Here is a 24903-nt window from a genome sequence, read left to right as displayed (position 1 = left end):
CGGGGAGGGCGTCGACGACAAGGAGAGCCGGACGGGTCAGCTCGCCTTGCGCTGGAAGGGGTGCAGCAGGTCGGACAGGTGCCAGTGGTGCTGCACGCGCGAGGTCCGGGTGGCCGCGGCTTCCGGGACGGGCGCTTCGACGGGTCCGGCGGACGGCGGCACCCGGTGGGAGCCGTGCGCGGCGGCCCGGGCGGACGCGACCCGTCCGGGCCGCATGATCCGCACGAGGTGCCCGTCGCAGTTGTGGCAGGCGGGCCTGCTCAGCGGGGAGGGCACGACCCGGCCGTCGGCCACGTAGAGCACGAACTCGTGCCCGGTGGCGTCCGTGTGGTGCTCTATCTCGTACGACTGCTCCCAGCCGTGCCCGCACCGCATGCAGGCGAAGGAGTAGGACTCGTCGACGACGGCACTCGCACCGGCGCGAAGCCCGGTCCGCCCTGCGATCTCACTCATGCCGGCTCCTGTTCCGCTGTGGCGTGGGAACGGTTGCGTCCCCGCACCCCAGTGGACTCCCCGGCCGGACGGAGGGCAGCAGACCTGTCGACGAATTGGCCCCGATTTTGGCGGCCCTTGTCCCAGCGGCAGATCACCTTTGCCCACCCATGGGGCGCACGCTCGAACGACCTGCGCCCTGCTCAGAGGCGTGCGCGGGGTCAGCCGGCGTTCTTCGCGGCCACCACGGCGTCGAAGACGACCCTCTTGGGCACCCCGGCCTCCTGGGCCACGGCGGCGATCGCCTCCTTGCGGCGCTCCCCCGCCTCCTCGCGCAGCCGCACCCGCCGCACGAACTCCTCCGGCCCCACGTCCTCGGGCCCCTTCTCGGGCGCGCCCTCGACCACGACGGTGATCTCCCCGCGCACCCCCTCGGCGGCCCACTCGGCGAGTTCGCCCAGGCCGCCGCGCCTGACCTCCTCGTAGGTCTTGGTCAGCTCCCGGCACACCGCGGCCCGCCGCCCGGCGCCGAACACCTCCGCCATCGCCGCCAGCGTGTCGTCCAGCCGGTGCGGCGCCTCGAAGTACACGAGGGTGCGCCGCTCGTCCGCCACCTCGCGCAGCCGCCCGAGCCGCTCCCCCGCCTTGCGCGGCAGGAAGCCCTCGAAGCAGAAGCGGTCCACGGGCAGGCCCGACAGCGCGAGCGCGGTGAGCACGGCGGACGGCCCGGGCACGGCCGTCACCCGCACGTCCCGCTCGACGGCGGCCGCGACCAGCCGGTAGCCCGGGTCGGACACGGACGGCATGCCCGCGTCCGTCACGAGCAGCACCCGCGCCCCGCCCACCAGTTCCTCGACCAGTTCGGGCGTCCGGGCGGACTCGTTGCCCTCGAAGTACGACACCACCCGGCCCGTGGGCGTGACGCCGAGCGCCTGGGTCAGCCGGCGCAGCCGCCGCGTGTCCTCGGCGGCGACGACGTCGGCTCCGGCCAGTTCCTCGGCGAGCCGGGGCGGGGCGTCCGCGATGTCGCCGATGGGGGTGCCTGCGAGTACGAGGGTTCCGGTCACGCCCCCATCCTCCCAGGGGCGGAGGATGCGGACGCATACCGGCCATGCACGGGACTCACACAGCACGGTTCCCTACGATGGCGCGGTGACCAGTACCGCGTCCTCCACGGACACCCGGCAGGGCCAGGCGCCGCTCGAGCAGCGGCCGCCCTGGCAGCAGCGGCTGCGCCGCTTCGGCTACCAGGGGCAGCCCGGCGGCGACGACCGTGACGTCCGGGACCGCCTGGTGCCGCCGTACACCGAACCCTCCGCGCGCCTGTGGGCGGCGCTCGGCGTGCCGCACGCCCTCGCGGGCCGGCTCGTGCGCTGGTCGGGCTGGATCGGGCCGCTGCTGGTGACGCTGCTGGCGGGAGTCCTGCGGTTCTGGAACCTGGGCAGCCCCCGGGCGGTGATATTCGACGAGACGTACTACGCCAAGGACGCCTGGGCGCTCGTCCACCGCGGCTTCGAGGTCAACTGGGCGAAGAACGCCAACGACCTGGTCCTGTCGTCCGGCGGGAACGTGAAGCTCCCGACGGACGCGGCGTACGTCGTGCACCCGCCGGTCGGCAAGTACGTCATCGGTCTGGGCGAGCTGTTGTTCGGGTTCGACCCGTTCGGCTGGCGGTTCATGACGGCCCTGCTCGGCACGCTGTCGGTGCTGCTGCTGTGCCGGATCGGCCGGCGTCTGTTCCGCTCCACGTTCCTGGGCTGTCTGGCCGGTGCGCTGATGGCGCTGGACGGGCTGCACTTCGTGATGAGCCGCACGGCGCTGCTCGACGGTGTGCTCATGTTCTTCGTGCTGGCCGCGTTCGGCTGTCTGCTGGTCGACCGGGACCGGGCCCGCGCGCGGCTGGCGGCGGCCCTGCCGGTGGACGCCGACGGCCGGGTCCGCCCCGACCGGCACACGGCCGAGACGGCACGGCTGGGGTGGCGGCCCTGGCGCTGGGCGGCGGGCCTGATGCTGGGTCTGGCCATCGGCACCAAGTGGAACGGCCTGTACATGCTGGCGGCCTTCTGCGTGATGGCGGTGCTGTGGGACGTCGCCTCGCGCCGCGTCGCCGGTGCCCGGCACCCGTACTCGGCGGTCCTCAGGCGGGACACGGGCCTGGCGTTCGTCGCCACCGTGCCGGTCGCCCTGGTCACCTACCTCGCCTCCTGGACCGGCTGGTTCCTGTCGCCCACCGACGGCTCCGGCGGCTACTTCCGCAACTGGGCCGCGACCGACGGCAAGGGCGGCAGCTGGACGTTCCTGCCCGACTGGCTGCGCAGCCTGTGGCACTACGAGCACCAGGTGTACGAGTTCCACGTGGGGCTGTCCTCGCCCCACACGTACCAGTCCAACCCGTGGAGCTGGCTGGTCCTGGGCCGTCCGGTGTCGTACTTCTACGAGTCCCCGGCGCCCGGCAAGGACGGCTGTCCGGTCGACGCCGGCGAGAAGTGCGCCCGCGAGGTGCTCGCCCTCGGCACGCCGCTGCTGTGGTGGGTGGCCTGCTTCGCGGTGCTGTACGTGCTGTGGCGCTGGTTCTTCCGCCGCGACTGGCGCGCGGGTGCCATCGCCTGCGGCATCGCGGCCGGGTACCTGCCCTGGTTCATGTACCAGGAGCGCACGATCTTCTTCTTCTACGCCGTCGTGTTCCTGCCGTTCCTGTGCCTGGCGGTGGCGATGCTGCTCGGCGCGATCGTCGGCCCGCCCCGCTCCGCTGACACCCGCCGCGTCGCCGGCGCCACGGCTGCGGGCGTCCTGGTCCTGCTGATCGCCTGGAACTTCGTCTACTTCTGGCCCCTGTACACCGGCCAGGCCGTCCCGATCGACGACTGGCGGTCGCGGATGTGGCTGGACACGTGGGTGTGAGCGGTGTTCGGTCAAAAATCGAAAGTCCTGTACCACCGGTAACCGCTTGCGCATAGAGTGTGCCCCCGATCGAGCTTCTGAACGCGTTCAAACGTGCGCGCGGCTCAACGGGGAGGGACGCCCAATGGGCAAGGGGGTCAAGGCCGCCGTCATAGGCGGGGTCTTCGCGGTGATGGTGGGCGGCGCCGGCTACGGCGCCTACAACATCCTCGGCGCACTGGACGGTGACGGTGTCGGCGGGGTCGCCGCCGAGAAGAAGTCGGGGCCTCCCGGCGAGGACGAGGTCGAGGAGACCACGCGGGAGTTCTTCGCGGCCTGGGAGAAGGGCGAGGCCGCCCGGGCCGCGTCGTACACGAACAACGACGCGGACGCCGGCCGGCTGCTGAGCGCCTTCGCCGACGACGCGCACATCACCGGCGTGCGCGTCACCCCCGGCCGGGCCAAGGGCACCACCGTGCCGTACACGGTCGAGGCGAAGGTGTCCTACGGCGGGAAGTCCGGGCCGCTGACCTACCGCAGCCGGCTGAAGGTCGTCCGGGGCCTGACCACCGGCCGGGCGCTGGTCGACTGGCAGCCCTCCGTCGTGCACCCGGAGCTGAGGAAGGACGACACCCTGGTCACCGGGCAGTCGGAGGACCCGCCCGTCGAGGCCCTCGGGCGGGACGGGTCGAAGCTGACGAAGGAGGAGTACCCCTCCCTCGGACCGGTCCTGGACGCCCTGCGCGAGAAGTACGGCGAGAAGGCCGGCGGCTCCCCCGGCATCGAACTGGTCGTCCGGCATGCCGGTGGGAGCGCTCCCGACACTCCGCTGCTCACCCTCGCCCAGGGCAGGCCCGGCACACTGACCACCACCATCAGCCCCGCCGCGCAGGCCGCGGCCGAGAGGGCGGTCAAACGGTTCGCCGAGTCGTCGGTGGTCGCCGTCAGGCCCAGCACCGGCGAGGTCCTGGCCGTCGCCAACAATCGCGCGGACGGCTTCAACGCGGCCTTCCAGGGCCAGGCCGCCCCCGGCTCCACGATGAAGATCATCACCGCCGCCATGCTCATCGACAACGGCGTGACCTCCATGAACGGCCCGGCGCCCTGTCCCGACACGGCCGTCTGGCAGGGCCAGACGTTCAAGAACCTGACGGGCATGGAGCCGAACGGGAACGCCACGCTGGCCGACAGCTTCCGGCGCTCCTGCAACACCGCCTTCGTCAAGCTCGTCGACGAGAAGCCCCTGACGGACGCCTCGCTGAGCCAGGAGGCCGAGCGGCGCTTCGGGCTCGGGCGCGACGACTGGAAGACCGGTATCGCCTCCTTCGACGGCAGGGTCCCCGCGGTCGGCGGCCCGGACCGGGCCGCCGGGGCCATCGGCCAGGGCCAGGTGCAGATGAGCCCGCTGAACATGGCCTCGGTCACGGCGACGGCGATCACCGGCGCCTTCCGTCAGCCCTACCTCGTCCCGCCCGGGCTGGACGGCCGGCGGCTGGCCCGGGCCGAGGGCCTGAGGGCGAGCACCGCCGCCCAGTTGAAGCAGATGATGCGGCTGACCGCGACCCAGGGCACCGCCAGGGAGGCCATGAGCGGACTCGGCGGCGACATCGGCGCCAAGACCGGCTCAGCCGAGGTCGAGGGCAACGCCCGGTCCAACAGCTGGTTCACGGCTTTCCGGGGCGATGTCGCGGCCGCGGCCATGACCGAGCAGGGCGGCCACGGCGGCGACGCGGCCGGGCCGATTGTCGCAGCCGTGCTACGAACAGGTGGCTGATCCCACCCCCACCGGACGGGACTCTAGGGTGGGGGCCGTCGTTGGGACAGCCGAGGGCGGCGGGGCCCTGGGGACTTGCGGAGGAACGAACAGCAGTGGGCAACAGAAGGCGCGTCGCCGAGCGACGGAAGACGAACCCCGCGGTGATCGGCTCAGTGCTCGCCGTCGTCGTCGGCGCAGCCGGGTTCGGCGCCTACGCGCTGTTCGGCGGCGGCGGCGCGGACGACAGCGGCTCGCGCGCGGTGTCGGACCAGAAGCATGAGGTCAGAACGGGGCCGCTGTCGCGCGCCGAGGTCACCACCGCCGCCCGCGCCTTCCTCACCGCCTGGCAGTCCGGCGAGGCCGCGCGGGCCGCCGCCGCCACCGACGACGCCGCCGCGGCGAAGGCCCTGCTCACCGGCTACACCAAGGACGCCCGCATCAAGGACGTCACGTTCACCCCGGGCCGTCCCACAGGCGCCCGGGTGCCGTTCTCCGTCAAGGGCACCGTCGCCCACAAGGGGACCGAGAAGCCGCTGGCCTACGACAGCGCGCTGACCGTCGTGCGCCGCGCCGGTGACGGCAAGCCCCTGGTCGACTGGCACGCCGCGGTCGTCCACCCGGACCTGAAGGACGGTGACCGGCTGCTCACCGGCGAGGCGGGCACACCCCCGGTGAAGGCACTGGACCGTGCAGGCGGTGAACTCACCACCGCCAGGTACGCCTCGCTCGGGCCGCTCCTGGACGGCCTGCGCGAGAAGTACGGCAAGGAGGCCGGCGGCAAGGCGGGCGTCGAACTGCGCATCGTGCGCGGGAAGGCGGCCAAGGGCAAGGACCTGTCCGACAAGACGCTGCTGGAGCTGAGCGAGGGCACGCCGGGCACGCTGAAGACGACCCTCGACCCCGAGCTCCAGGCGGAAGCCGAGCGGCAGGTCGCCCGCAGGGCCCGGTCGTCGGTGGCCGTGGTGCGGGTGTCGACGGGCGAGATCCTGGCCGCCGCGAACGCCTCCCGGGGCTTCAACACCGCCCTGCAGGGCTCCCTGGCCCCCGGCTCCACGATGAAGGTCGTCACCGCCTCGCTGCTGATCGAGAAGGGCCTGGCGTCGGCGGACAGGAAGCACCCGTGCCCGAAGTACTTCACGTACGGGCACTGGAAGTTCCAGAACGACGACAAGTTCGAGATCAAGGGCGGCACCTTCAAGGCGAGCTTCGCCCGCTCCTGCAACACCGCCTTCATCAGCCAGGCCCCGAAGCTGAAGGACGACGACCTCACCAGGCAGGCCCAGCAGGTGTTCGGCCTGGGGCTGGACAACTGGGCGATCGGGGTGCCGTCCTTCGACGGCTCGGTGCCGGTGCAGTCGGCCGCCCAGATGGGGGCGTCGCTGATCGGCCAGGGCGGGGTGCGGATGAACCCGCTGAACATGGCCTCGGTGTCGGCGACCGTGAAGGCCGGCACCTTCCACCAGCCGTACCTGGTCTCCCCGGACGTCGACGGGCGCAAGCTCGCGACCGCGTCCCGCACGATGTCGGCGGGCACCCTGTCCCAACTGCGCGAGTTGATGTCGTACACGGCCAGGTACGGCACGGCCGCGGAGGCGATGGCCGGGGTCGGCGGCGACGCGGGCGCGAAGACCGGGTCCGCCGAGGTCGACGGGCAGAAGAAGCCCAACGGCTGGTTCACCGCCTACCGGGGGGACCTCGCCGCCGCGGGTGTGGTCCAGCAGGGCGGGCACGGCGGCTCCACGGCCGGCCCGCTCGTGGCGGCCCTGCTCAAGGCCGGCGGCTGAGACCGCCTGCGGCGTACGGGGCTCAGTGGGTGACGGGTTCCGCGGCGGCCGTGTAGGTCCGCCGCAGGAACCGCAGCAGCGCCTGCCGCTCGAACTGCACCACCGACACGCCCTGCGCGGTGTGGAACTCCACGATGGTCTGCACCCGGCCGCACGGCCACACGCGCACTTCACCGCTGCCCGCCGGGCTGCGCAGCCCTTCCTCCAGCAGCCGGCGGTCGAACGTCCACTCGCGTCCTCCGGCCCCGGGCAGCCGCACCACGACGCACCGGGGGTCGGCGTCGGGGTCGTACCGCAAGGTGACCGGCACCGCCTGGAGCTCGTCGATCAGGGGCACCGCCGTCTCCGTGACGATGTGGGCCCGCGCGTACTGCTCGACTACGGACATCGGACAGCCCTTTCACCGTGCGCCACCGAGGTGGAGGATGTGCAGCCACCCCTTCTCCAATGTCGCATATTTTCCCATTTTTACCCTTTGAGGCAGCACATATCACGGATGAGATAAAACGAGCAGGACGCTCTTGCACATCGTTCGCATCAAGCCACATCATCGAACAGTGCACGTACCTGACGGATTCATCGACGCCCCCACCTCCGCCGCCACCGGTGTGATCGCCGCGGGCGCCATCGCCGTGAGCCTGCGCGGCGCGCGGCGCGAACTCGACGAGCGCACGGCGCCGCTGGCCGGCCTGGTCGCGGCGTTCATCTTCGCGGTGCAGATGCTCAACTTCCCCGTCGCGGCCGGCACCAGCGGGCATCTGCTCGGAGGGGCACTCGCCGCGATACTCGTCGGCCCCTTCACCGGGGTCCTGTGCGTGTCCGTCGTCCTGCTGATGCAGGGCATCCTGTTCGCGGACGGCGGGCTGACCGCGCTGGGCGTGAACATCACCAACATGGCGATCGTCACCGTGGTCGTCGCCTACGCGATCTTCCGCGGCCTGGTGAAGGTGCTGCCGCGCACGCGCCGGTCGGTGACCGCCGCCTCCTTCGTCGCCGCGCTGCTCTCCGTGCCGGCCGCCGCCCTCGCCTTCACGCTGATGTACGCCGTCGGCGGCACCACGGACGTCTCGATCGGCAAGGTCGCCACCGCCATGATCGGGGTGCACCTGCTCATCGGCATCGGCGAGGCCGTCATCACCGCGCTGACCGTCGGCGCGGTCATCGCCGTGCGCCCGGACCTGGTGTACGGCGCGCGCGGCCTCACGCAGAAGCTGAGGCTGCGGGTGAACGGCGAGCTGGTCGACGCGCCGCAGGCCGAGCCGGAGCCCGTCGCCGCCCGCGCCTCCCACCGCAAGGTGTGGGCCGCCGGCCTGGTCACCTCGCTGGTCCTGGCCGGGTTCGTCAGTTTCTACGCCTCCGCGAACCCCGACGGCCTGGAGAAGGTCGCCGGCGACAACGGCATCGACGAGAAGGCCGAGGAGCACGCGGCGGCCGACTCCCCGCTCGCCGACTACGGCGTCAAGGACGTCGACGACGCCCGCCTGTCCGGGGGGCTGGCGGGCGTCGTCGGCGTAGGGGTCACGGTCGTCGCGGGCAGCACCGTCTTCTGGGCCGTCCGCCGCCGCCGGACCGCCGACACGTCCCCCTCCGGCACCGCGAACGCGACGGACACCGGGGGCGCGGCCGTCACCGGGGACACGGCGAGCACCTCGGCCGGGTCGAGCGCGACAGGTCGCTGACATGGGGGCGGGGCACACGCACAGGCTCTACCGGCACGGTCACTCGCCCGTGCACGGTCTGCCACCCCACACCAAACTCACCGCCGTCTTCGCCTTCGTGGTCGTCGTGGTCCTGACCCCGCGCGAGGCGATGTGGGCGTTCGGGCTGTACGCGGTGCTGCTGGGGGCGGTGGCGTACGCGGCGCGCGTACCCGCCGGGTTCCTGCTGCGCCGGCTGCTGATCGAGGTGCCGTTCGTCGGGTTCGCGGTGCTCATGCCGTTCGTGGCCGAGGGCGAACGGGTCGACGTCCTCGGCCTGTCCCTGAGCGTGAACGGCCTGTGGGGCGCCTGGAACGTGCTCGCCAAGGGCACGCTCGGCGTCGCGGCCTCGGTACTGCTGGCCGCCACGACCGAACTGCGCGAGCTCCTCCTGGGGCTCCAGCGCCTGAAGCTCCCGCCGCTGCTGGTGCAGATCGCGTCGTTCATGATCCGCTACGGCGACGTCATCGCGGACGAGATGCGGCGCATGCGGATCGCCCGGGAGTCACGCGGCTTCGAGGCCAGGGGCGTGCGGCACTGGGGCGTGCTCGCCAAGTCGGCGGGCGCGCTGTTCATCCGGTCCTACGAGCGCGGTGAGCGGGTGCACCTGGCGATGGTCAGCCGCGGCTACGCCGGTTCCATGCCCGTCATCGACGAGGTGACCGCGTCCCGGACGCAGTGGCGTCACGCCCTGGCCCTCCCGGGCGCGGCCCTGGTGGTCTGTCTGCTGGGATGGACCCTGTGACTGCTTCCCTCGAGGTCTCGGGCCTCGCCTTCGCCTACCCCGACGGGCACCAGGCCCTCTTCGGCGTCGACTTCTCGGTCCGGCGCGGCGAGCGGGTCGCGCTGCTCGGGCCGAACGGCGCCGGCAAGACGACGCTGGTGCTGCACCTCAACGGCATCCTGACCGGCGGGGCCGGCACGGTGCGGGTGGCCGGACTGCCCGTGGACAGGCGGCACATGGCCGAGGTCCGGCGCCGGGTGGGCATCGTCTTCCAGGACCCGGACGACCAGCTGTTCATGCCGACCGTGCGCGAGGACGTGGCGTTCGGGCCGGCGGCCGCCGGGCTGAAGGGCCCGGAGCTGGAGCGGAGGGTGGACCGGGCGCTGGAGCGGGTCGGCATGCGGGAGTTCAAGGACCGGCCCCCGCACCACCTCTCCTTCGGCCAGCGCCGCCGGGTCGCCGTGGCGACCGTGCTGGCGATGGAGCCGGAGATCCTCGTCCTCGACGAGCCGTCCTCCAACCTGGACCCGGCCTCGCGCCGCGAACTGGCCGACATCCTGCGCTCGCTCGACGTGACGGTGCTGATGGTGACCCACGACCTGCCGTACGCGCTGGAGCTGTGCCCCCGCGCCCTGGTCCTCAGCGACGGGGTGATCGCGGCGGACGGCCCGACGGGCGATCTGCTCGCCGACGAGGAGCTGATGCGCGCGCACCGGCTGGAGCTGCCGTTCGGCTTCGATCCGCGTTCGGTGCCGGCCGGCCCGGCCCGTCCGTGACCACGGGTGCGTGATCGACGAGGCCACCGGTCGCCCGCCGCCGGAGCGGCTGGAGGCGGCGGGCCCGGTACGGCGTGAGCGTTGTGCGCGCGACGAGCGGTCGGTGCCGGTGGCGGCCGGGAACATCGACGTGGCCGTCCTGCTTGGGTGAGAGGGAGACAGCGCCACCGCAGCGGGATCGAGGAGTGACGGACGTGGACGTGCACGGCACTGTGGCCGAGGGTTTCGAGCCGGTGAGGGAAGCGTTCGCCAGGAACTTCGACACGCTCGGGGACCGGGGTGCGGCCGTGGCCGTGTACCGGCACGGGGAACGGGTCGTCGACCTGTGCGGCGGCACGAAGGACGTCGACGGCACGGACCCGTGGGAGCGGGATACCGCCCAGGTCGTGCGCTCGGCGACGAAGGGCGTGGCCGCCGCCGTGCTCCTGCTGCTGCACCAGCGCGGGCAGCTGGACCTGGACGCTCCGGTGGGGCACTACTGGCCGGAGTTCAAGGCGCGGGGCAAGGAGCGCGTCCTGGTCCGGCACGTGCTGAACCACCGGGCGGGCCTGCCGGTCCTGGACCGGCCGCTGACCCCGCAGGAGGCCCTCGACCCGCTGAAGGGCCCGCAGGCACTGGCCACCCAGGCGCCCGCCTGGGAGCCGGGCACCGACCACGGTTACCACGCGCTGACCTACGGCTGGCTGGTCGACGAACTGGTGCGGCGGGTGACCGGGCAGTCGGCCGGCGAGTGGCTCGCGGCCCACGTCACCGGTCCGCTGGGCCTGGACCTCTGGCTGGGCCTGCCCGCCTCCCGGGCCGGCCGGGCCGGACGCGTGGGCCGGGTGGAGGGCGCCGAGCCGTCCGGCGGCCTGCGCGCCCGCCCCAAGCCCTCGGTGACCCGGGCCTACGAGGACCCCCGGTCCCTGACGAGGCGGGCCTTCGCCGCGATCAGCCCGTTCCCGGAGCAGAACGACCCGGCCTACCTCGCGGCGGCCCTGCCCGCCACCAACGCCGTCGCCACGGCGGACGGACTGGCCCGCTTCTACGCCGCGCTGATCGGCGACACGGCCGGGACCGCCCGGCTGTTCACGCCCCGGACGGTGGAGCTGGCGCGGGCCGAGGAGTCCGCGGGCCCCGACCGGGTCCTGGTGGTCGGCACCCGCTTCGGCCTCGGCTACATGCTGCACGGCAGCGCCTCGCCCCTGCTCACCCCGGGCTCCTTCGGCCATCCGGGGCGCGGTGGGGCGCTGGGCTTCGCCGACCCGGAGACCGGCATCGCCTTCGGCTACGTCACCAACGGCTTCCGCGCGTCGGTCACGGCGGATCCGCGGGCGCAGGGACTGCTGCGGGCGGTGCGCAAGGCGCTGGGCCTGCCGTAGGGACCCGAGGGTGCCCAAGCCGCCCCAAACGTCGACCGTGCCGCCGTCGGCGGCCGGGACCGGGAGCCGCCGCCGAAGCCGGGGCCGTCCCGCCGTCGGCGGCCGGGACGAGGAGCCGCCCGACGAGGGGCAGGGCCGTCCCGCCGTCGATGCCCCGGACCATGCCGCCGTCGGCGGCCGGGACCCAGAGTTGCCGTCAGCGGTCGGGACCGTGCCGCTGTCGGCGGCCGGAGCGGGGGACGCCGACGATGGCCCGGACCGTGCCGCCGTCGGCAGCCGGGACCGGGAGCCGCCGTCGAAGCCGGGACCGTGCCGCCGTCGGCAACCGGAACCGGGGGGCCGCCGCCGAGGGGCAGGGCCGTCCCGCCGTCGGCGGCCGGAACCGGGAGCCGCCGCCGAAGGTCGGCACCGGGAGCCGCCGTCGAAGCCGGGACCGTGCCGCCGTCGGCAGCCGGAACCGGGGGGGCCGCCGCCGAGGGGCAGGGCCGTGCCGCCGTCGGCAACCGGAACCGGGGGGGGCCGCCGCCGAGGGGCAGGGCCGTGCCGTCGTCGGCGGCCGGCGTCAGACGTGGATCGGGTGGGAGGTCCGCCCGGACGCCTGGTCGATCTCCTCGTGGGCCTTGGTCAGCAGCTGCATGGCGAGTTCGTTGAGGGCCCTGGCCGCGGCGATCTCCTCCCCGACCCTGGGCTGATTGGCGTCGGACCGGTGGCGGTTCGCGTGCCCGTGCGCCCGTACCTCGGTGCCGTCGGGCAGACGGACCATCGCGGCGGCCCGCGTGCGCTGGTCGTCCTCCATGAACTCCATCTCGACGTGCCACCCGACTGCGGTGTGCATCATGACGATCACCTCCGGAACGCTTGGTTCCAGGGTGCTCCCGGGAGGCGGCGGGGCGCATCCCGCCGGCCCCGACCGGCGTGCGGCATCAGCCCGGTCCCGACGACGAGCAGCCCGGCCGCCGCGATCATGGGCGTCCCGAACCGCTCCTTGACGAACACGGCGCCGATGGCCGCGCCGACGACGACCGAGGATTCGCGCGGCGGCGACCGACAGGGCCGCCCCGGCCGGCCCGAGCCACGCGAAGGGCCGCGGGACCCCGGCCGCCCGGCCCCGCCGGCCGGGCTCGGCCGTCATCCACATCGCCTGCTACGCGCTGCTGATGAGGTCCTCGCCCGATGAGCAGTCCGCCGCCGAGATCAGGGTGAGGCCGGCCGGCTTGTCGGTGGTGTGGGGGCGAGGGCGTTGCGGCCGGCGTGGGTGACGGCGGTGAGCTTGACGCCGGAGGGGACCAGAGGGGTCACGAGGAGGAGCGTTCGCGGACGTCCGCGAGGGTGGCGCGGGCGTGGGTGACGAGGTCGCCGGGGGAGATGGGGAAGACGGTGTGGGGCGTGCCGGCCGCGGCCCAGACGACGTCGTGCTCCAGCAGGGACCGGTCGGCGAGCACCCGGGTCCTGGTCCGGTGGCCGAAGGGCGGCACCCCGCCGATGGCGTACCCGGTGGTCTCCCGGACGACCTCGGCCCTGGCGCGGGTGACCTTGCCGGCGCCCAGTTCCTCGCGCACGAGGTCGAGGTCCACGCGGGAGGCGCCGTCCACGAGCACCAGCACGGGCTCTTCGTCGGCGGCGAAGACCAGGGACTTGCAGATCTGGCTCAGCTCGCAGCCGACCGCGGCGGCGGCCTCGGCGGCGGTGCGGGTGGCGTCGGGGAAGCGCCGCACCCGGCCCACGAGGTGGTCGAGTCCGAGGTCCCGCAGGGCCTCGGCGAAACGGGGGTGCGCTCCCGAGCTGCCGGCGCCAGTGGCGGCTGTCGTCGTCATGGAGGGCACGCTATCGGTGCGTGTAGGGCACACGCGAGGCTGTTTCAGGCGGTGGAGTCCTCCGGGCGGACGTCCGCGAACTCCCACCAGGCGAGCGGCAGCCAGTCACCGTCGACGAAGCCGTCGACGGATCCTCCGGTGCCCTGGATGGCGACGCGGGTGCCGACCGGGTAGGTGGTGCCGGACAGTCCGGAGACCTCCACGAGAAGGGTGCCGATGCGACGCGACAAAGCCGTACTTCCTTTCTGCTCTGGGTGCAAATCGTCTCATCATGCACCAGCCTGGTATATGAGCCACGGCACAGACGGAGGTGCTTGACGATGAGGGCTGTCGTGTACAAGGGACCCTTCGAGGTAGCGGTGGAGGACGTGGAGGATCCTCGGATCCAGCATCCGAACGACGTGCTCGTCCGGGTCACCTCGACGGCCATCTGCGGCTCCGACCTGCACATGTACGAGGGCCGCACGGCCGCGGAACCGGGCATCGTGTTCGGCCACGAGAACCTCGGCGTCGTCGAGGAGACGGGGGAGGGTGTCACCACGCTCGCCAAGGGCGACCGGGTGGTGATGCCGTTCAACGTGGCCTGCGGCTTCTGCAAGAACTGTTCGGCGGGCTACACGGGTTTCTGCCTCACGGTGAACCCGGGCTTCGCCGGCGGCGCCTACGGCTACGTCGCGATGGGCCCCTACACCGGAGGCCAGGCGGAGTACGTCCGCGTCCCCTACGCCGACTTCAACTGCCTCAAGCTCCCGGAGGGCACCGAGAAGGAGACCGACTTCGTCCTGCTCGCGGACATCTTCCCGACGGGCTACCACGGCAACGAACTGGCCGACGTGCGCCCCGGTGACACGGTCGCCGTGTACGGCGCCGGCCCGGTGGGCCTGATGGCCGCCTACTCCGCGATGCTGCGCGGGGCGAGCAAGGTGTTCGTGGTCGACCGGGTGGCGGAGCGGCTGCAGAAGGCCGAGGAGATCGGCGCCATCCCGGTCGACTTCACCCGGGGCGACCCGGCGGAGCAGATCAGGGAGCAGACCGACGGCCAGGGAACCGACAAGGGCATCGACGCCGTCGGCTACCAGGCCCAGGCCCATGGGCAGGGCGACGAGCACGAGGAGCCCGCGGTCGTGCTCAACTCGCTGGTCGACACGGTCCGGCCGACAGGAGCCCTCGGCGTGCCCGGCCTGTACGTGCCGAGCGACCCGGGCGGTCCGGACGAGCAGGCCAGGAAGGGCATGCTGGTGGTCGCCGTCGGGCGCCTCTTCGAGAAGGGGCTGCGCATGGGCACCGGCCAGTGCAACGTCAAGCGGTACAACCGGCAGCTGAGGGACCTGATCATCGAGGACCGCGCGAGGCCCGGCTTCGTCGTCTCGCACGAACTGCCGCTGGACCAGGCGTCGTCGGCGTACGAGAAGTTCGACAAGCGGGTCGAGGGCTACACCAAGGTGGTCCTCCACCCGCAGGCGGCGTAGGACCGGACACGGAGGCAAGAGGGAGCCGGTGAGGGCGCCGTCGTCACGGTGCCCTCACCGGCCGGTCCGATCACGCGCCGTCAGACGCGGACCAGCTCCCTGTCGCCGTCGTCGCCGCCGGAGGCGGCGCGCAGGCCCTCGCCCTCCACGTCGACGTTCGGCAGGGCCCGGTCCAGCCACCGGGGCAGCCACCAGGCCCTGCGGCCGAGGAGGGCCAGGACCGCCGGGACGATGGCCATGCGGACGACGAACGCGTCGAACAGCACGGCGACCGCGAGACCGAAGCCGATCATCTTGACCATCGACTCGGAGGAGCCGATGAAGCCGGCGAAGACGGCCATCATGATCACGGCGGCGGCGGTGACGACGCGGGCGCCGTGGCGGAAGCCGGTGACCACGGCCTGGGCCGGCTTCTCGCCGTGGACGTAGGCCTCCCGCATGCGCGTCACCAGGAACACCTCGTAGTCCATGGCCAGTCCGAAGACCACGCCGACCATGAAGATCGGCATCATCGACATGACCGGGCCGGTCTGCTCCACGCCCATCAGGCCCGACAGCCAGCCCCACTGGAAGACCGCGACGACCGCGCCGAGCGCCGCCAGCACCGACAGCAGGAAGCCGAGGGCCGCCTTGAGCGGGACGAGGATGGAGCGGAACACCACGATGAGCAGCAGGAAGGCCAGTCCGACCACCAGGACCAGGTAGGGCACCAGCGCGTCGTTGAGCTTCTGGCTGACGTCGATGTTCATGGCCGTGCTGCCGGTGACCAGCACGTTCGCGTCCGTGTCGGCCTTGATGCCGGCGCCCGCGTCGCGGATGCCGTGCACCAGGTTCTCGGTGGACGGTGAGGACGGCTTGGACCCGGGGATCACGGTGATGGTGGCGGTGTCGCCGGCCTTGTTGGGCGCGGGCGGCGTCACCGTCACGACGTCCTTCAGGCCCTTGATCTCGTCGCCGACCGCGGTGAAGGCGGCCTCGGGGTCGTCACTGCCCTTGGCGTCGACCACGACCATCAGCGGGCCGTTGAAGCCCGGCCCGAAGCCCTCGGAGAGCAGATCGTAGGCGCGGCGCTGGGTGGTGGAGGTGGGCTGGGAGCCGTCGTCGGGCAGGCCCAGCTCCAGGTCGGCCGCAGGGACGGCCGCCGCGCCGAGGCCGACGACGCCGAGCAGCAGGACGGCGAGGGGGCGGCGGACGACGAAGCTCGCCCAGCGCGTGCCCAGGTTGGGCTTGGCGGGCCCGGCCTGCCCGTCGGACTCGTCCCGGCCCTTGGCCCGGCCCGGCAGCCTGCCCTTCTCCCCCATCGGCCTGACCCTGCGGCCCGCGTAGCCGAGCAGCGCCGGAACCATGGTCAGGGCGATCAGCACGGCGATGGCCACCGTGCCCGCCGCCGCGACACCCATCTTCGTCAGCATCGGGATGTTGACCACGGCCAGGCCGACCAGGGCGATCACCACGGTGAGGCCCGCGAAGACCACAGCCGAGCCGGCCGTGCCGACGGCCCGGCCCGCCGCCTCCTCGCGCTCGCGGCCCTCGGCCAGTTCGGCGCGGTAGCGGGAGACGATGAACAGGGCGTAGTCGATGCCGACCGCGAGGCCGATCATCATGGCGAGGATGGAGGTGGTCGAGCCCAGGTCGAGGGCGCCGGCCAGGGCGGTGATGGTGGACACGCCGATGCCCACGCCGATCAGTGCCGTCAGCAGCGGCAGTCCGGCCGCGACGAGCGAGCCGAAGGTGATGACCAGGACGACCGCGGCGACCGCGATGCCGATGACCTCGCTGGAGCCGGTGTGCGGCACCGCCTGCAGCGCGTCACCGCCGATCTCGACGGTCAGCCCGGCCTCCCGGGCGTGCTGCGCGCTGTCCTCCAGGGCGTCCTTGGCGGCGTCGTCCAGCTCCATGCCGGAGACCTTGTAGGACACCTGCGCGTAGGCGACCGTGCCGTCCTTGCTGACGGCCTTGGCCCGGTAGGGGTCGGTGACGGCGGCGACCTCGGAACCGTCGGACAGCTCCTTGACGGTCTCCTGGACGGTCGCCTTGTTGCCGGGGTCGGTCATCTTCTCGCCGCCGGGCGCCTTGAAGACGACACGGGCGGTGGCGCCGTCGGCACTGGTGCCGGGGAAGCGCTGCTCCAGCAGGTCGAAAGCCTTCTGGGCCTCGGTGCCGGGGATGGAGAACGAGCTGTTGCCCGCGGCGGGCGCACCGGCCGCGCCGGCCCCGGCGAGGGCCAGCAGGGCCACCCATATCAGGGCGACGAGGTGCCGCCGCCGGAACGAGAGCCGGCCGAGTTTGTAGAGGAAAGTGGCCACGAGGGCGTACTCCCGGTCAGGTCGTGGGTCTTCAGGGCAGGGGGGACCAGCCCGACGACGTGAGCGGTGTGACGTCAGGTGGAGGGCTAGCCGGGGGACTAGTCGGTGGTGGGGACGCCGAGGGCGGGGAGGACCACGGCGTCGATGTACGAGGTGAGGAAGGCCTGGGTGGGCGGCTGGTCGTCGATCAGCGTGCGGGTGGCGAAGGCGCCCACCAGCATGTGCACGATGTAGTCCAGCGCAGGACGGCCGGCCGGGATCTCGCCGCGGTCGACGGCCCGCTGCACCACCCGGTGGAACTCGTCCATCTCGGGTTCGATGAGCAGTTCCTTGAACGCCTGGAGCAGGTCCGGATTGCCGTGGACCGCCATGAACAGGCCCCGCATCAGCGCGGCGTTCTGCTGCATGGCGCAGTCGTCCTCACGGGCGGTGAGGGCGTGCAGGTCACCGCGCAGCGATCCGGTGTCGACGTCGGCGGTGCCGCCCGGCTTGTTGTGCCGGATCGCCTTCGCCACCAGCTCCGGCTTGCCGCCCCACTGGCGGTAGAGCGTGGCCTTGCTGGACCGCGTACGGGCGGCCACGGCGTCCATCGTCAGGGCGTCGTAGCCGACCTCGCGGAGCAGGTCGAGCACGGCCGTGTACAGCTCGGCCTCGCGCTCGGGGGTGATCCGACTGCGCCGCGCGGCGACGGCATCGGCCATCGTGCTCACCTTCCAGCTCCGGAACGACACGGTTTCGTACACCAAGAAGGTACCCCAGCCCTTAAGGGAACGAAACCGTTTCGTACGTGTCCTGCGTCACGGTGCCGCCGTCGTCACGACTTGCTGGTCTCCCCACCCGGGCAAAGCATGGTCGGGTGACCTATCTGCGTCTGCCGCACCTCCACGACGACCTGCTCTGCTTCGTGGCCGAGGACGACCTCTGGCTCGCCCCGCTCGACGGCCCCGGGCGCGCCTGGCGGCTCACCGTGGACCGCACCAAGGTGGGTCACCCGCGCTTCTCGCCCGACGGCCGCCACATCGCGTTCACGAGCTGGCGCACCGTCGTGCCCGAGGTCCACCTCGCCCCGGTGGACGGCGGTCCGGCCCGGCAGGTCAGCCACTGGGGCAGTGCCGACACCCGCGTCTGCGGCTGGACGCCGGACGGCGACATCCTGGCCGTCGCCTCGCACGGGGAGCCCTTCTCGTTCTTCACCTGGGCCTACAAGCTCGCCCCCGAGGGCGACGCAGGCCGCAAACTGCCCTGGGGCCCGGTCTCCGACATCCAGGTCGCCGACCTGGCCGGAGAGCGCAAGTCGCTGCTGCTCACCGGCACCCCGCCGCACGAACCGGCCTCGTGGAAGCGCTACCGCGGCGGCGCCACCGGCCGGCTGTGGCTGCACGGCGAACGGCTGCTCGACGGCCTCGACGGCCACCTGCACTCCCCCATGCTCGTCGCCGGTCGGATCGCCTTCCTCTCCGACCACGAGGGCGTCGGCAACCTCTACTCCTGCGCCCACGACGGCTCCGACCTGCGCCGCCACACCGACCACGACGCCTTCTACGCCCGGCACGCCTCCAGCGACGGCAGCCGCGTGGTGTACCAGTGCGCGGGCGACCTGTGGCTGGTGGACGACCTGTCGCCGGAGGCCGTGCCGCGCCGGCTGGACGTCCGGCTGGGCGGACCGCGGGCCGGGCGGCGCCCCTACCAGGTGGCAGCCTCGCAGCACGTCGACGGGGTCGCGGTCGACGAGACCGGACGGGCCAGCGCGGTCGTCGTGCGCGGCAGCCTGTACTGGCTCACCCACCGCGACGGCCCCGCCCGCGCCCTCGCCGACACCCCGGGCGTGCGGGTGCGGCTGCCGGAGATGCTCGGCGGCAGCGGCCGGGTGGCGTACGTGACCGACGCCGAGGGCGAGGACGCCGTCGAGATCGCGTTCCTGCCCCGGGCGAGCGGCACCCGGGCGCCCGGGCGGCTGGCGTCCGGCGCACTGGGGCGGGTGCGGGAGCTGGTCGCCGACCCCGAGGGCGAGCGGCTCGCGGTCGCCGCGCACGACGGGCGGCTGCTGCTGGTGGACGTGGGCGAGGACTCCGGCGGCGAGGTCACCGAGCTGATCCGCTCGACCAACGGCCCCGTGCGCGACCTGGCGTTCTCCCCGGACGGGGCGTGGCTGACCTGGTCGCACCCGGGCATCGGGCGGACCCTGCGGCAGATCAAACTGGCCCGGATCGCCGACCGGTTCGTCACCGACGTCACCAACGGCCGCTTTGAGGACGAGAACCCGGTCTTCACCCGCGACGGCCGCTACCTCGCCTTCCTCTCCTGGCGCGGCTTCGACCCCGTCTACGACGTGCACACCGGCGACCTGTCCTTCCCCCTGGGCTGCCGCCCCTACCTGGTGCCGCTGTCGTCCGCGACGCCCTCCCCCTTCGCGGTGAACCCGGAGGGCCGCCCGGCCGCGGGGGGTCTGGATCCCGTGGAGGACGACGGCAACGGCGACAACGGGGCCGTGACCGTCGAGGTCGAGGGGCTGGAGAGCCGGGTCACCCCGTTCCCGGTGCCCGCCTCCAAGTACTCGGCGCTGCACCCGGTGGCGGGCGGCGGGCTGGTCTGGCTGCGCTGGCCGATCTCCGGCGCGCTCGGCGAGACCTTCGCCAACCCCGACGACACCAGCGGCCGGCCGACCCTGGAGCACTTCACGCTCACCAAGGCCAGGAAGTCCGAACTCGCCCAGAACCTCGACTGGTTCGCCGTCAGCGGCGACGGCAGCCGGCTGGTGGTCGTCGACGAGGGCGAACTGCGCGCGGTGCCGTCCCACGAGCCGGGCGACTCCGACTCCACGGTGTGGATCGACGCGCGCCGCATCCTGCACACCGTCGACCCCGCGGCCGAGTGGCGGCAGGCGTACGAGGAGGCCGGGCGGCTGATCCGGGCGTACTTCTGGGACCCCGGGATGTGCGGCATCGACTGGGACGGGGTGCTGGACCAGTACCGTCCGCTGGTCGAACGGGTCGCCTCCCCCGACGAGTTCGCCGACCTGCTGCGCGAGGTGCTGGGCGAACTCGGCACCTCCCACGCCTACGTCACGGCGGCCCGGCGCAACGAGGGCCCGCCGCACTACCAGCGCCGCCAGGGCCTGCTGGGCGCCAACCTCGTCCGCCGGGACGGCGGCTGGACGGTGAAGCGGATCCTGCCCGGCGACTCCTCCGACTCCAAGGCCCGCTCGCCGCTCGCCGGCACGGGCATCCGGGAGGGCGCGGTCCTCACCCACGTCGACGGCCGCCCGGTGGGCCCCGGCCGGGGGCCCTACCCGCTGCTGGCCGGCGCGGGCGGGACGACGGTGGAGCTGACCTTCACGCCCGCCGGGGGCACCGGCCCGCCGCGGCGGGTCGCCGTCGTGCCGCTCACCGACGAGCGGCCGCTGCGGTACCAGGACTGGGTGGCCAAACGCCGGGAGGTGGTGCGGGAGTTGAGCGGGGGCCGCTGCGGCTACCTGCACATCCCCGACATGGGCGGCTCGGGCTGGGCGCAGTTCAACCGCGACCTGCGCATGGAGGTCTCCCGGCCCGCGCTGATCGTGGACGTGCGCGGCAACGCGGGCGGGCACATCAGCGAACTGGTCGTCGAGACCCTCGGCCGCACCGTCCTCGGCTGGGACCTGACCCGCGACGCCGAGCCCGTGTCGTACGCCTCCAACGCACCGCGCGGCCCGGTGGTCGCCCTGGCCGACGAGGCGACCTCCTCCGACGGCGACATGATCACCGCCGCGTTCAAACTGCTCGGGCTGGGGCCCGTGGTGGGGCAGCGCACCTGGGGCGGAGTGGTCGGCATGACCGGCCGGCACCTGCTGGGCGACGGCACCGTGATCACGGTGCCGATGAACGCGGCCTGGTTCGGCGCCTACGGCTGGTCGGTCGAGAACAAGGGCGTCGCCCCCGACATCGACGTGCTGCGCACCCCGCTCGACTGGGCCGAGGGACGGCACGCCCAGCTCACCGACGCGGTCGAACTCGCCCTGCACCTGCTGGAGACGAACCCGCCCGCCACCCCTCCCACGTACAGCGACGTGCCGGACCGCTCCCGCCCGAAGCTGCCGCCGCGGCCCTGACCGGCACGGGAAAGGGGCGCCCCGCACGGGGGCGCCCCAGTCCGCTCAGCACGCAACGTCAGGCGTCGAAGTCCTGGTCGAAGCGGTCCTCCTGCTCGCGCTCACGCTCACGGTCGCGCTGCGGCTGCGAGGGGTTCATGTCCTCCTCGCGCCGGCGGCCGCGGCCCTGCATCTGCTCGCGAGCCTGGTCCGCCTTCTGACGGGCCTGGTTCTGCCACTGCTCGGACTTCTCCTGGAACTGGTCCTTCATACCCATGTGGGTTCACTCCCGTTGGGGGTGAGGGGATCTGGCTCGATCAGATTCACACGGGCGGTGACCCTGCGCATGTCGATCACTCACGGAGCGTAGTGCGCCGCTGTTCGTCCGCCGCGCCACCGGCCCCGACCAGGCCCGTGCGCATCCCCGGCAGCCGGTCGGCGAAGCGCCGCATCTCGCGCTGGCCCACCGTCCCGATGACCGCGGGCAGGTAACCGCGCACCCCCTGCATCCCGCGCAGCCACCACTGCCCGTAGACATGGCTCGACCTGCGCTCGATCCCCGCCACCAGCCGGTCCACCGCGGGGCCCAGCGGATAGGTCTTGTTGGACGGCCAGGGCAGCCGCTGCCGCAACTCCCGCATCACGTCGTCCTGGTCGGCCCCGCGCACCATGTCCGTGTCGGTCCACGACAGATACCCGACCCCGACCCCGACACCCCGGTACCCCACCTCGGCCCGCAGGCTGTGCGCGTACGCCTCCACGCCCGACTTGGACGCGCAGTACGCGGTCATCATGGGCGCCGGGGTGATCGCGGCCAGGGACGCGATCTGCAGCAGGTAGCCCCGGCTCTCCAGCAGCGCCGGCAGGAAGGCCCGCGCGGTCACCGCCGAGCCGACCAGGTTCACCTCGATGACCCGCCGCCAGGACTCCGGGTCGGAGTCGGCGAACGGACCACCGGTCGCCACACCGGCGTTGGCGACGACGATGTCCACCCGGCCGAAGCGCTCCTTCACCGCCGCGGCGACGCGGGCCATCTCCTCGTGGTCGGTGACGTCGGCGTGCCAGTGGTCGCTGTCGCCGTGCAGCCGCGCGGACACCTGCTTGAGCGCGTCCGGCTCCAGCCCGACCAGGGCGACCCTCACGCCTCGGGCGGACAGCTTGCGGGCCAGCAACTCCCCCACGCCGCGCGCCGCTCCGGTCACCACGGCGACCTTGCCCTCGATGCCGGCCCTGCTCATGCGCTCTCCTCGGATACGGCCTGGACATGGGTGGTGACGAGCTCGCGTATCGCGTCGGTGACCGGCCCGGGCGCCTCGATGGGCGACATGTGGCCGATGCCGGGCAGTTCGGTGACCCCGGTGCACTGCGGCAGCGCCTCGCACAGGGCCCGCGCCTGCGACGGCGGCGTCAGCCGGTCCGCCGTGCCGACGACGACCGCCGTCGGCACCCGCAACTCCCGCACGTCGTGGTCGAGATCGAGCAGGTCCAGCACCTGCGACCAGGTGTGGCGGACCGTGCGGGGGCAGGCGTGCACGATGCGGGCACAGGCCTCGACCATGTGCGGCGCCGAAGCGGGGCCCATGGTCCCGTACTTGAGGATCCGGCGGGCCAGGGGTGTGACCGGCCCGAGCGGAGCGCGCGAGCCGAGGATCCGCCGGGTCAGCCAGGTGCGCAGCCGCCCGGGCCGCAGGGGCACGACGGTGGAGGAGGCCACCAGCTGCGAACTGCCCGTGCTGCACAGCAGGACCGCGGCCGCGTGGGCGCGGAAACCGGGTCGGGCGGAGGCCGCCATGACGGTCATGCCGCCCATGGAGTGCCCCGCGATCACGGCCTGTTCGCCGGGGGCGAGGGTGGCCTCGAGGACGGCCACCAAGTCGTCGGCGAGCGTGTCGGTGCTGCACGCCGGGCTCGCGGGGCTGCGGCCGTGGCCGCGCTGGTCGTAGGCGATGACCCGGTGGTCGGCGGCCAGGTCGCGGATCTGCGCCGCCCAGAAGGCGGTGGAGCAGGTCCAGCCGTGGACGAGGACCGCCGCGGGGGCGCCCTCGGGGCCGTGGACCTCCACGTGCAGCCGGGCACCGTCGGCGGAGACGGCGGTCAGTTCGCGCACCGGGACGGGCGGGGCGTAGGGCCCGGAGTCGACGTGCATGAGGCGGCTCACGCGTCCACCCCCGCCTTCGTCGCGTCCCGCTTCTCACCCCGGCCGGCCGCGGGCGGCCGCAGCACGTCGTACTCGGCCAGATCCACCCGCCGCGTGGCCCGCCGGAACTCGGCGGTCGTACCGGGCCAGATGGTGGTGTTGCGGCCGCTCGCGTCGAGGTACCAACTGGTGCAGCCGCCGGTGTTCCACACCGTCCGCCGCATCCGCTCCTGCACGCGGTGGTTCCACCGCCGCACCGCCTCGGGCCGCGCGTCGAGGGCGACCCGCCCTCCCCCAGAGCCCGAAGGGCCTGGGGGGACCCCCAGGACGTCGAGCTGGCGCACGAAGTCGGCCAGGTAGTTCAGCTGGGACTCGATCATCAGGATCATCGAGGAGTTCCCCAGGCCCGTGTTGGGCCCGATGATCGTCATCCAGTTGGGGAAACCGGCCGCTGAGGCACCGCGCAGGGCCTCCATGCCGCCCTGCCACGTCTCGGCCAGCGTCCGCCCGTCGGCACCCACGACCCGGTCGGCGATCGGCATGTCGGTGACGTGGAAGCCGGTGGCGAAGACGATCGCGTCGACCTCGGCCTCACTGCCGTCGGCGGCGACCAGGGTGGATCCGCGCACCTCGGTCAGGCCGCCGGCCACGACGTCCACGTTCGGCCGGGCGATCGCCGGGTAGTACTCGCTGGACAGCAGGATCCGCTTGCAGCCGATGCGGTAGTCCGGGGTCAGCTTGGCCCGCAGCGCCGGGTCCTTGATCGCCCGGGCCATGTTGCGCTTGGCCAGCTGCTCGACGAAGCCCAACTCGTTCGGTCGCTTGGTGAACGCCTGGACCTGCAGCTCCCGGATGCCCCACAGCAGTCCGCGGCGCAGCCGGGAGGTGAAGGGCAGCTGCCGGTGCAGCCACCGCTCGGCCTCGCTGATGGCCCGGTCCATCCGGGGCATGACCCACGGCGGGGTGCGCTGGAAGAGGGTGAGCCGGGAGACCTGCGGCTGGATCGACGGCACGATCTGGATGGCCGAGGCACCGGTGCCCACCATGGCGACGCGCTTGCCGCGCAGGTCGTAGTCGTGGTCCCAGCGGGCGGAGTGGAACACCTTGCCGGGGAAGGACTCCAGGCCGGGGATGTCCGGCACCTTCGGGTCCGACAGCGGCCCGGTGGCCGACACGACGATGTCGGCGGACAGGTTCCCGCTGCTGGTGTCGATGTCCCAGCACAGCCGCTCGCCGTCCCAGGCCATCCGCTTCACCTCCGAGTCGAAGCGGATGTGCGGGCGCAGCCGGAAGGTGTCCGCCACGTGCTCCAGGTAGGCGCGGATGTGCTCCTGGCCGGAGAAGGTGCGCGGCCAGTCCGGGTTGGGCGCGAAGGAGAAGGAGTACAGGTGCGAGGGCACGTCGCAGGCGCACCCCGGGTAGCTGTTGTCCCGCCAGGTGCCGCCGACGCTGCCCGCCCGCTCCAGCACGACGAAGTCGGTGATCCCCTCCCGGCGCAGCCGCACGGCGGCCCCCAGCCCGCCGAACCCGGATCCGACCACCGCTACCCGTACGTGCTCGCGTTCGCACTCACCCATGCCGACACCTCCACACACCACGAGAACTGTGCCAGTGAACACTGGCGCAATGGGAGCGTAGGACAGGAACGTACCGATGGGTAGGGGGCGGGACGAGGAAGTTACCGGCGGTACGCCGTAAGGT

22 protein-coding genes and 1 pseudogene are annotated in these 24903 nt (G+C 72.9%); 10 read left to right on the top strand and 13 right to left on the bottom strand.

Translation table 11 applies throughout. The annotated features are described in order from the left end of the window. Positions 1-36: 36 nt before the first annotated feature. Both Q5694_RS24445 and rsmI read right to left on the bottom strand, forming a co-directional pair. Positions 37-453, bottom strand: a complete 417-nt coding sequence (locus tag Q5694_RS24445) for a hypothetical protein (RefSeq protein WP_333935441.1) — start codon at positions 451-453, stop codon at positions 37-39. A 200-nt stretch (positions 454-653) separates the two neighbouring features. Then, entirely contained in the window at positions 654-1499 is an 846-nt protein-coding gene (gene rsmI, locus Q5694_RS24440) for a 16S rRNA (cytidine(1402)-2'-O)-methyltransferase (protein ID WP_333935440.1), read from the bottom strand. Positions 1500-1584: 85 nt separating this feature from the next. On the opposite strand from rsmI, the gene Q5694_RS24435 reads away from it, so the two are divergent. From Q5694_RS24435 to Q5694_RS24425, 3 genes are all read left to right on the top strand, one after another. Next, complete coding sequence (locus Q5694_RS24435) at positions 1585-3333, top strand: dolichyl-phosphate-mannose--protein mannosyltransferase (RefSeq protein ID WP_333935439.1); 1749 nt, start codon at positions 1585-1587, stop codon at positions 3331-3333. 124 nt (positions 3334-3457) lie between these two features. Next, entirely contained in the window at positions 3458-5086 is a 1629-nt protein-coding gene (locus tag Q5694_RS24430; RefSeq protein ID WP_333935438.1) for a penicillin-binding transpeptidase domain-containing protein, read from the top strand. Between the two features lie 95 nt (positions 5087-5181). Beyond that, on the top strand, positions 5182-6852 hold the full coding sequence (locus Q5694_RS24425) for a penicillin-binding transpeptidase domain-containing protein (protein WP_333935437.1): 1671 nt from the start codon (positions 5182-5184) through the stop codon (positions 6850-6852). Positions 6853-6874: 22 nt separating this feature from the next. Here the strand turns inward: Q5694_RS24425 and Q5694_RS24420 are convergent, their stop codons facing one another. Further along, positions 6875-7240: an SsgA family sporulation/cell division regulator gene (locus tag Q5694_RS24420; RefSeq protein ID WP_333935436.1), complete on the bottom strand. Its 366-nt coding sequence runs from the start codon at positions 7238-7240 to the stop codon at positions 6875-6877. Between the two features lie 169 nt (positions 7241-7409). Between Q5694_RS24420 and Q5694_RS24415 the strand changes: the two genes are divergently transcribed. Genes Q5694_RS24415 through Q5694_RS24395 form a run of 5 tightly spaced genes read left to right on the top strand, consistent with a single transcriptional unit; the run spans position 7410 to position 11410 of the window. Next, positions 7410-8531, top strand: a complete 1122-nt coding sequence (locus tag Q5694_RS24415) for an energy-coupling factor ABC transporter permease (RefSeq protein WP_333935435.1) — start codon at positions 7410-7412, stop codon at positions 8529-8531. A gap of 1 nt (position 8532) precedes the next feature. After that, on the top strand, positions 8533-9294 hold the full coding sequence (gene cbiQ / locus Q5694_RS24410; protein WP_333935434.1) for a cobalt ECF transporter T component CbiQ: 762 nt from the start codon (positions 8533-8535) through the stop codon (positions 9292-9294). After that, complete coding sequence (locus tag Q5694_RS24405; protein WP_333935433.1) at positions 9282-10049, top strand: energy-coupling factor ABC transporter ATP-binding protein; 768 nt, start codon at positions 9282-9284, stop codon at positions 10047-10049. Before cbiQ ends, Q5694_RS24405 begins: the two co-directional genes overlap by 13 nt. Before the next feature lie 10 nt (positions 10050-10059). Continuing rightward, entirely contained in the window at positions 10060-10200 is a 141-nt protein-coding gene (locus Q5694_RS24400) for a hypothetical protein (RefSeq protein ID WP_333935432.1), read from the top strand. 43 nt (positions 10201-10243) lie between these two features. Then, positions 10244-11410: a serine hydrolase domain-containing protein gene (locus Q5694_RS24395; protein ID WP_333935431.1), complete on the top strand. Its 1167-nt coding sequence runs from the start codon at positions 10244-10246 to the stop codon at positions 11408-11410. 562 nt (positions 11411-11972) lie between these two features. On the opposite strand, the gene Q5694_RS24390 is transcribed toward Q5694_RS24395, so the two are convergent. From Q5694_RS24390 to Q5694_RS24375, 4 genes and pseudogenes are all read right to left on the bottom strand, one after another. Then, entirely contained in the window at positions 11973-12248 is a 276-nt protein-coding gene (locus Q5694_RS24390; protein ID WP_333935430.1) for a DUF1876 domain-containing protein, read from the bottom strand. Between the two features lie 71 nt (positions 12249-12319). Further along, positions 12320-12521, bottom strand: a pseudogene (locus Q5694_RS24385) (EamA family transporter); the annotation flags it as partial. 184 nt (positions 12522-12705) lie between these two features. Continuing rightward, positions 12706-13224 (bottom strand): YbaK/EbsC family protein, encoded by a 519-nt coding sequence (locus tag Q5694_RS24380; protein WP_333935429.1) that lies wholly within the window; start codon positions 13222-13224, stop codon positions 12706-12708. A gap of 44 nt (positions 13225-13268) precedes the next feature. Beyond that, positions 13269-13454, bottom strand: coding sequence for a hypothetical protein (locus Q5694_RS24375; protein WP_333935428.1), 186 nt, complete (start codon positions 13452-13454; stop codon positions 13269-13271). A gap of 90 nt (positions 13455-13544) precedes the next feature. Here Q5694_RS24375 and Q5694_RS24370 point away from each other — a divergent pair, with 90 nt between their 5' ends. Further along, positions 13545-14693: a glutathione-independent formaldehyde dehydrogenase gene (locus Q5694_RS24370; RefSeq protein WP_333935427.1), complete on the top strand. Its 1149-nt coding sequence runs from the start codon at positions 13545-13547 to the stop codon at positions 14691-14693. Between the two features lie 80 nt (positions 14694-14773). Here Q5694_RS24370 and Q5694_RS24365 read toward each other — a convergent pair whose 3' ends face one another. Then, a complete protein-coding gene (locus Q5694_RS24365) occupies positions 14774-16999 on the bottom strand; it encodes an MMPL family transporter (RefSeq protein ID WP_333935426.1) in 2226 nt (741 codons plus the stop codon). Between the two features lie 98 nt (positions 17000-17097). Continuing rightward, on the bottom strand, positions 17098-17700 hold the full coding sequence (locus tag Q5694_RS24360; RefSeq protein WP_333935425.1) for a TetR/AcrR family transcriptional regulator: 603 nt from the start codon (positions 17698-17700) through the stop codon (positions 17098-17100). A 155-nt stretch (positions 17701-17855) separates the two neighbouring features. Between Q5694_RS24360 and Q5694_RS24355 the strand changes: the two genes are divergently transcribed. Then, complete coding sequence (locus Q5694_RS24355; RefSeq protein ID WP_333935424.1) at positions 17856-21086, top strand: S41 family peptidase; 3231 nt, start codon at positions 17856-17858, stop codon at positions 21084-21086. 58 nt (positions 21087-21144) lie between these two features. Here Q5694_RS24355 and Q5694_RS24350 read toward each other — a convergent pair whose 3' ends face one another. The 4 genes from Q5694_RS24350 to Q5694_RS24335 all read right to left on the bottom strand — a co-directional run bounded on the left by Q5694_RS24350 (position 21145) and on the right by Q5694_RS24335 (position 24779). Then, a complete protein-coding gene (locus Q5694_RS24350) occupies positions 21145-21342 on the bottom strand; it encodes a hypothetical protein (RefSeq protein ID WP_333935423.1) in 198 nt (65 codons plus the stop codon). A gap of 76 nt (positions 21343-21418) precedes the next feature. After that, on the bottom strand, positions 21419-22303 hold the full coding sequence (locus Q5694_RS24345) for an SDR family oxidoreductase (protein ID WP_333935422.1): 885 nt from the start codon (positions 22301-22303) through the stop codon (positions 21419-21421). Continuing rightward, the gene (locus tag Q5694_RS24340) at positions 22300-23223 is read right to left on the bottom strand and encodes an alpha/beta fold hydrolase (protein WP_333935421.1); all 924 of its coding nucleotides are present in this window, start codon (positions 23221-23223) and stop codon (positions 22300-22302) included. Before Q5694_RS24340 ends, Q5694_RS24345 begins: the two co-directional genes overlap by 4 nt. Continuing rightward, positions 23220-24779: a flavin-containing monooxygenase gene (locus tag Q5694_RS24335; RefSeq protein ID WP_333935420.1), complete on the bottom strand. Its 1560-nt coding sequence runs from the start codon at positions 24777-24779 to the stop codon at positions 23220-23222. Before Q5694_RS24335 ends, Q5694_RS24340 begins: the two co-directional genes overlap by 4 nt. Positions 24780-24903 lie beyond the last annotated feature (124 nt).

This window comes from Streptomyces sp. AHA2, from assembly GCF_036857595.1.
Lineage (GTDB): Bacteria > Actinomycetota > Actinomycetes > Streptomycetales > Streptomycetaceae > Streptomyces.
The sequence above is the reverse complement of the archived record's forward strand: the minus strand, read 5'-3'. Positions and strand labels throughout refer to the sequence as shown.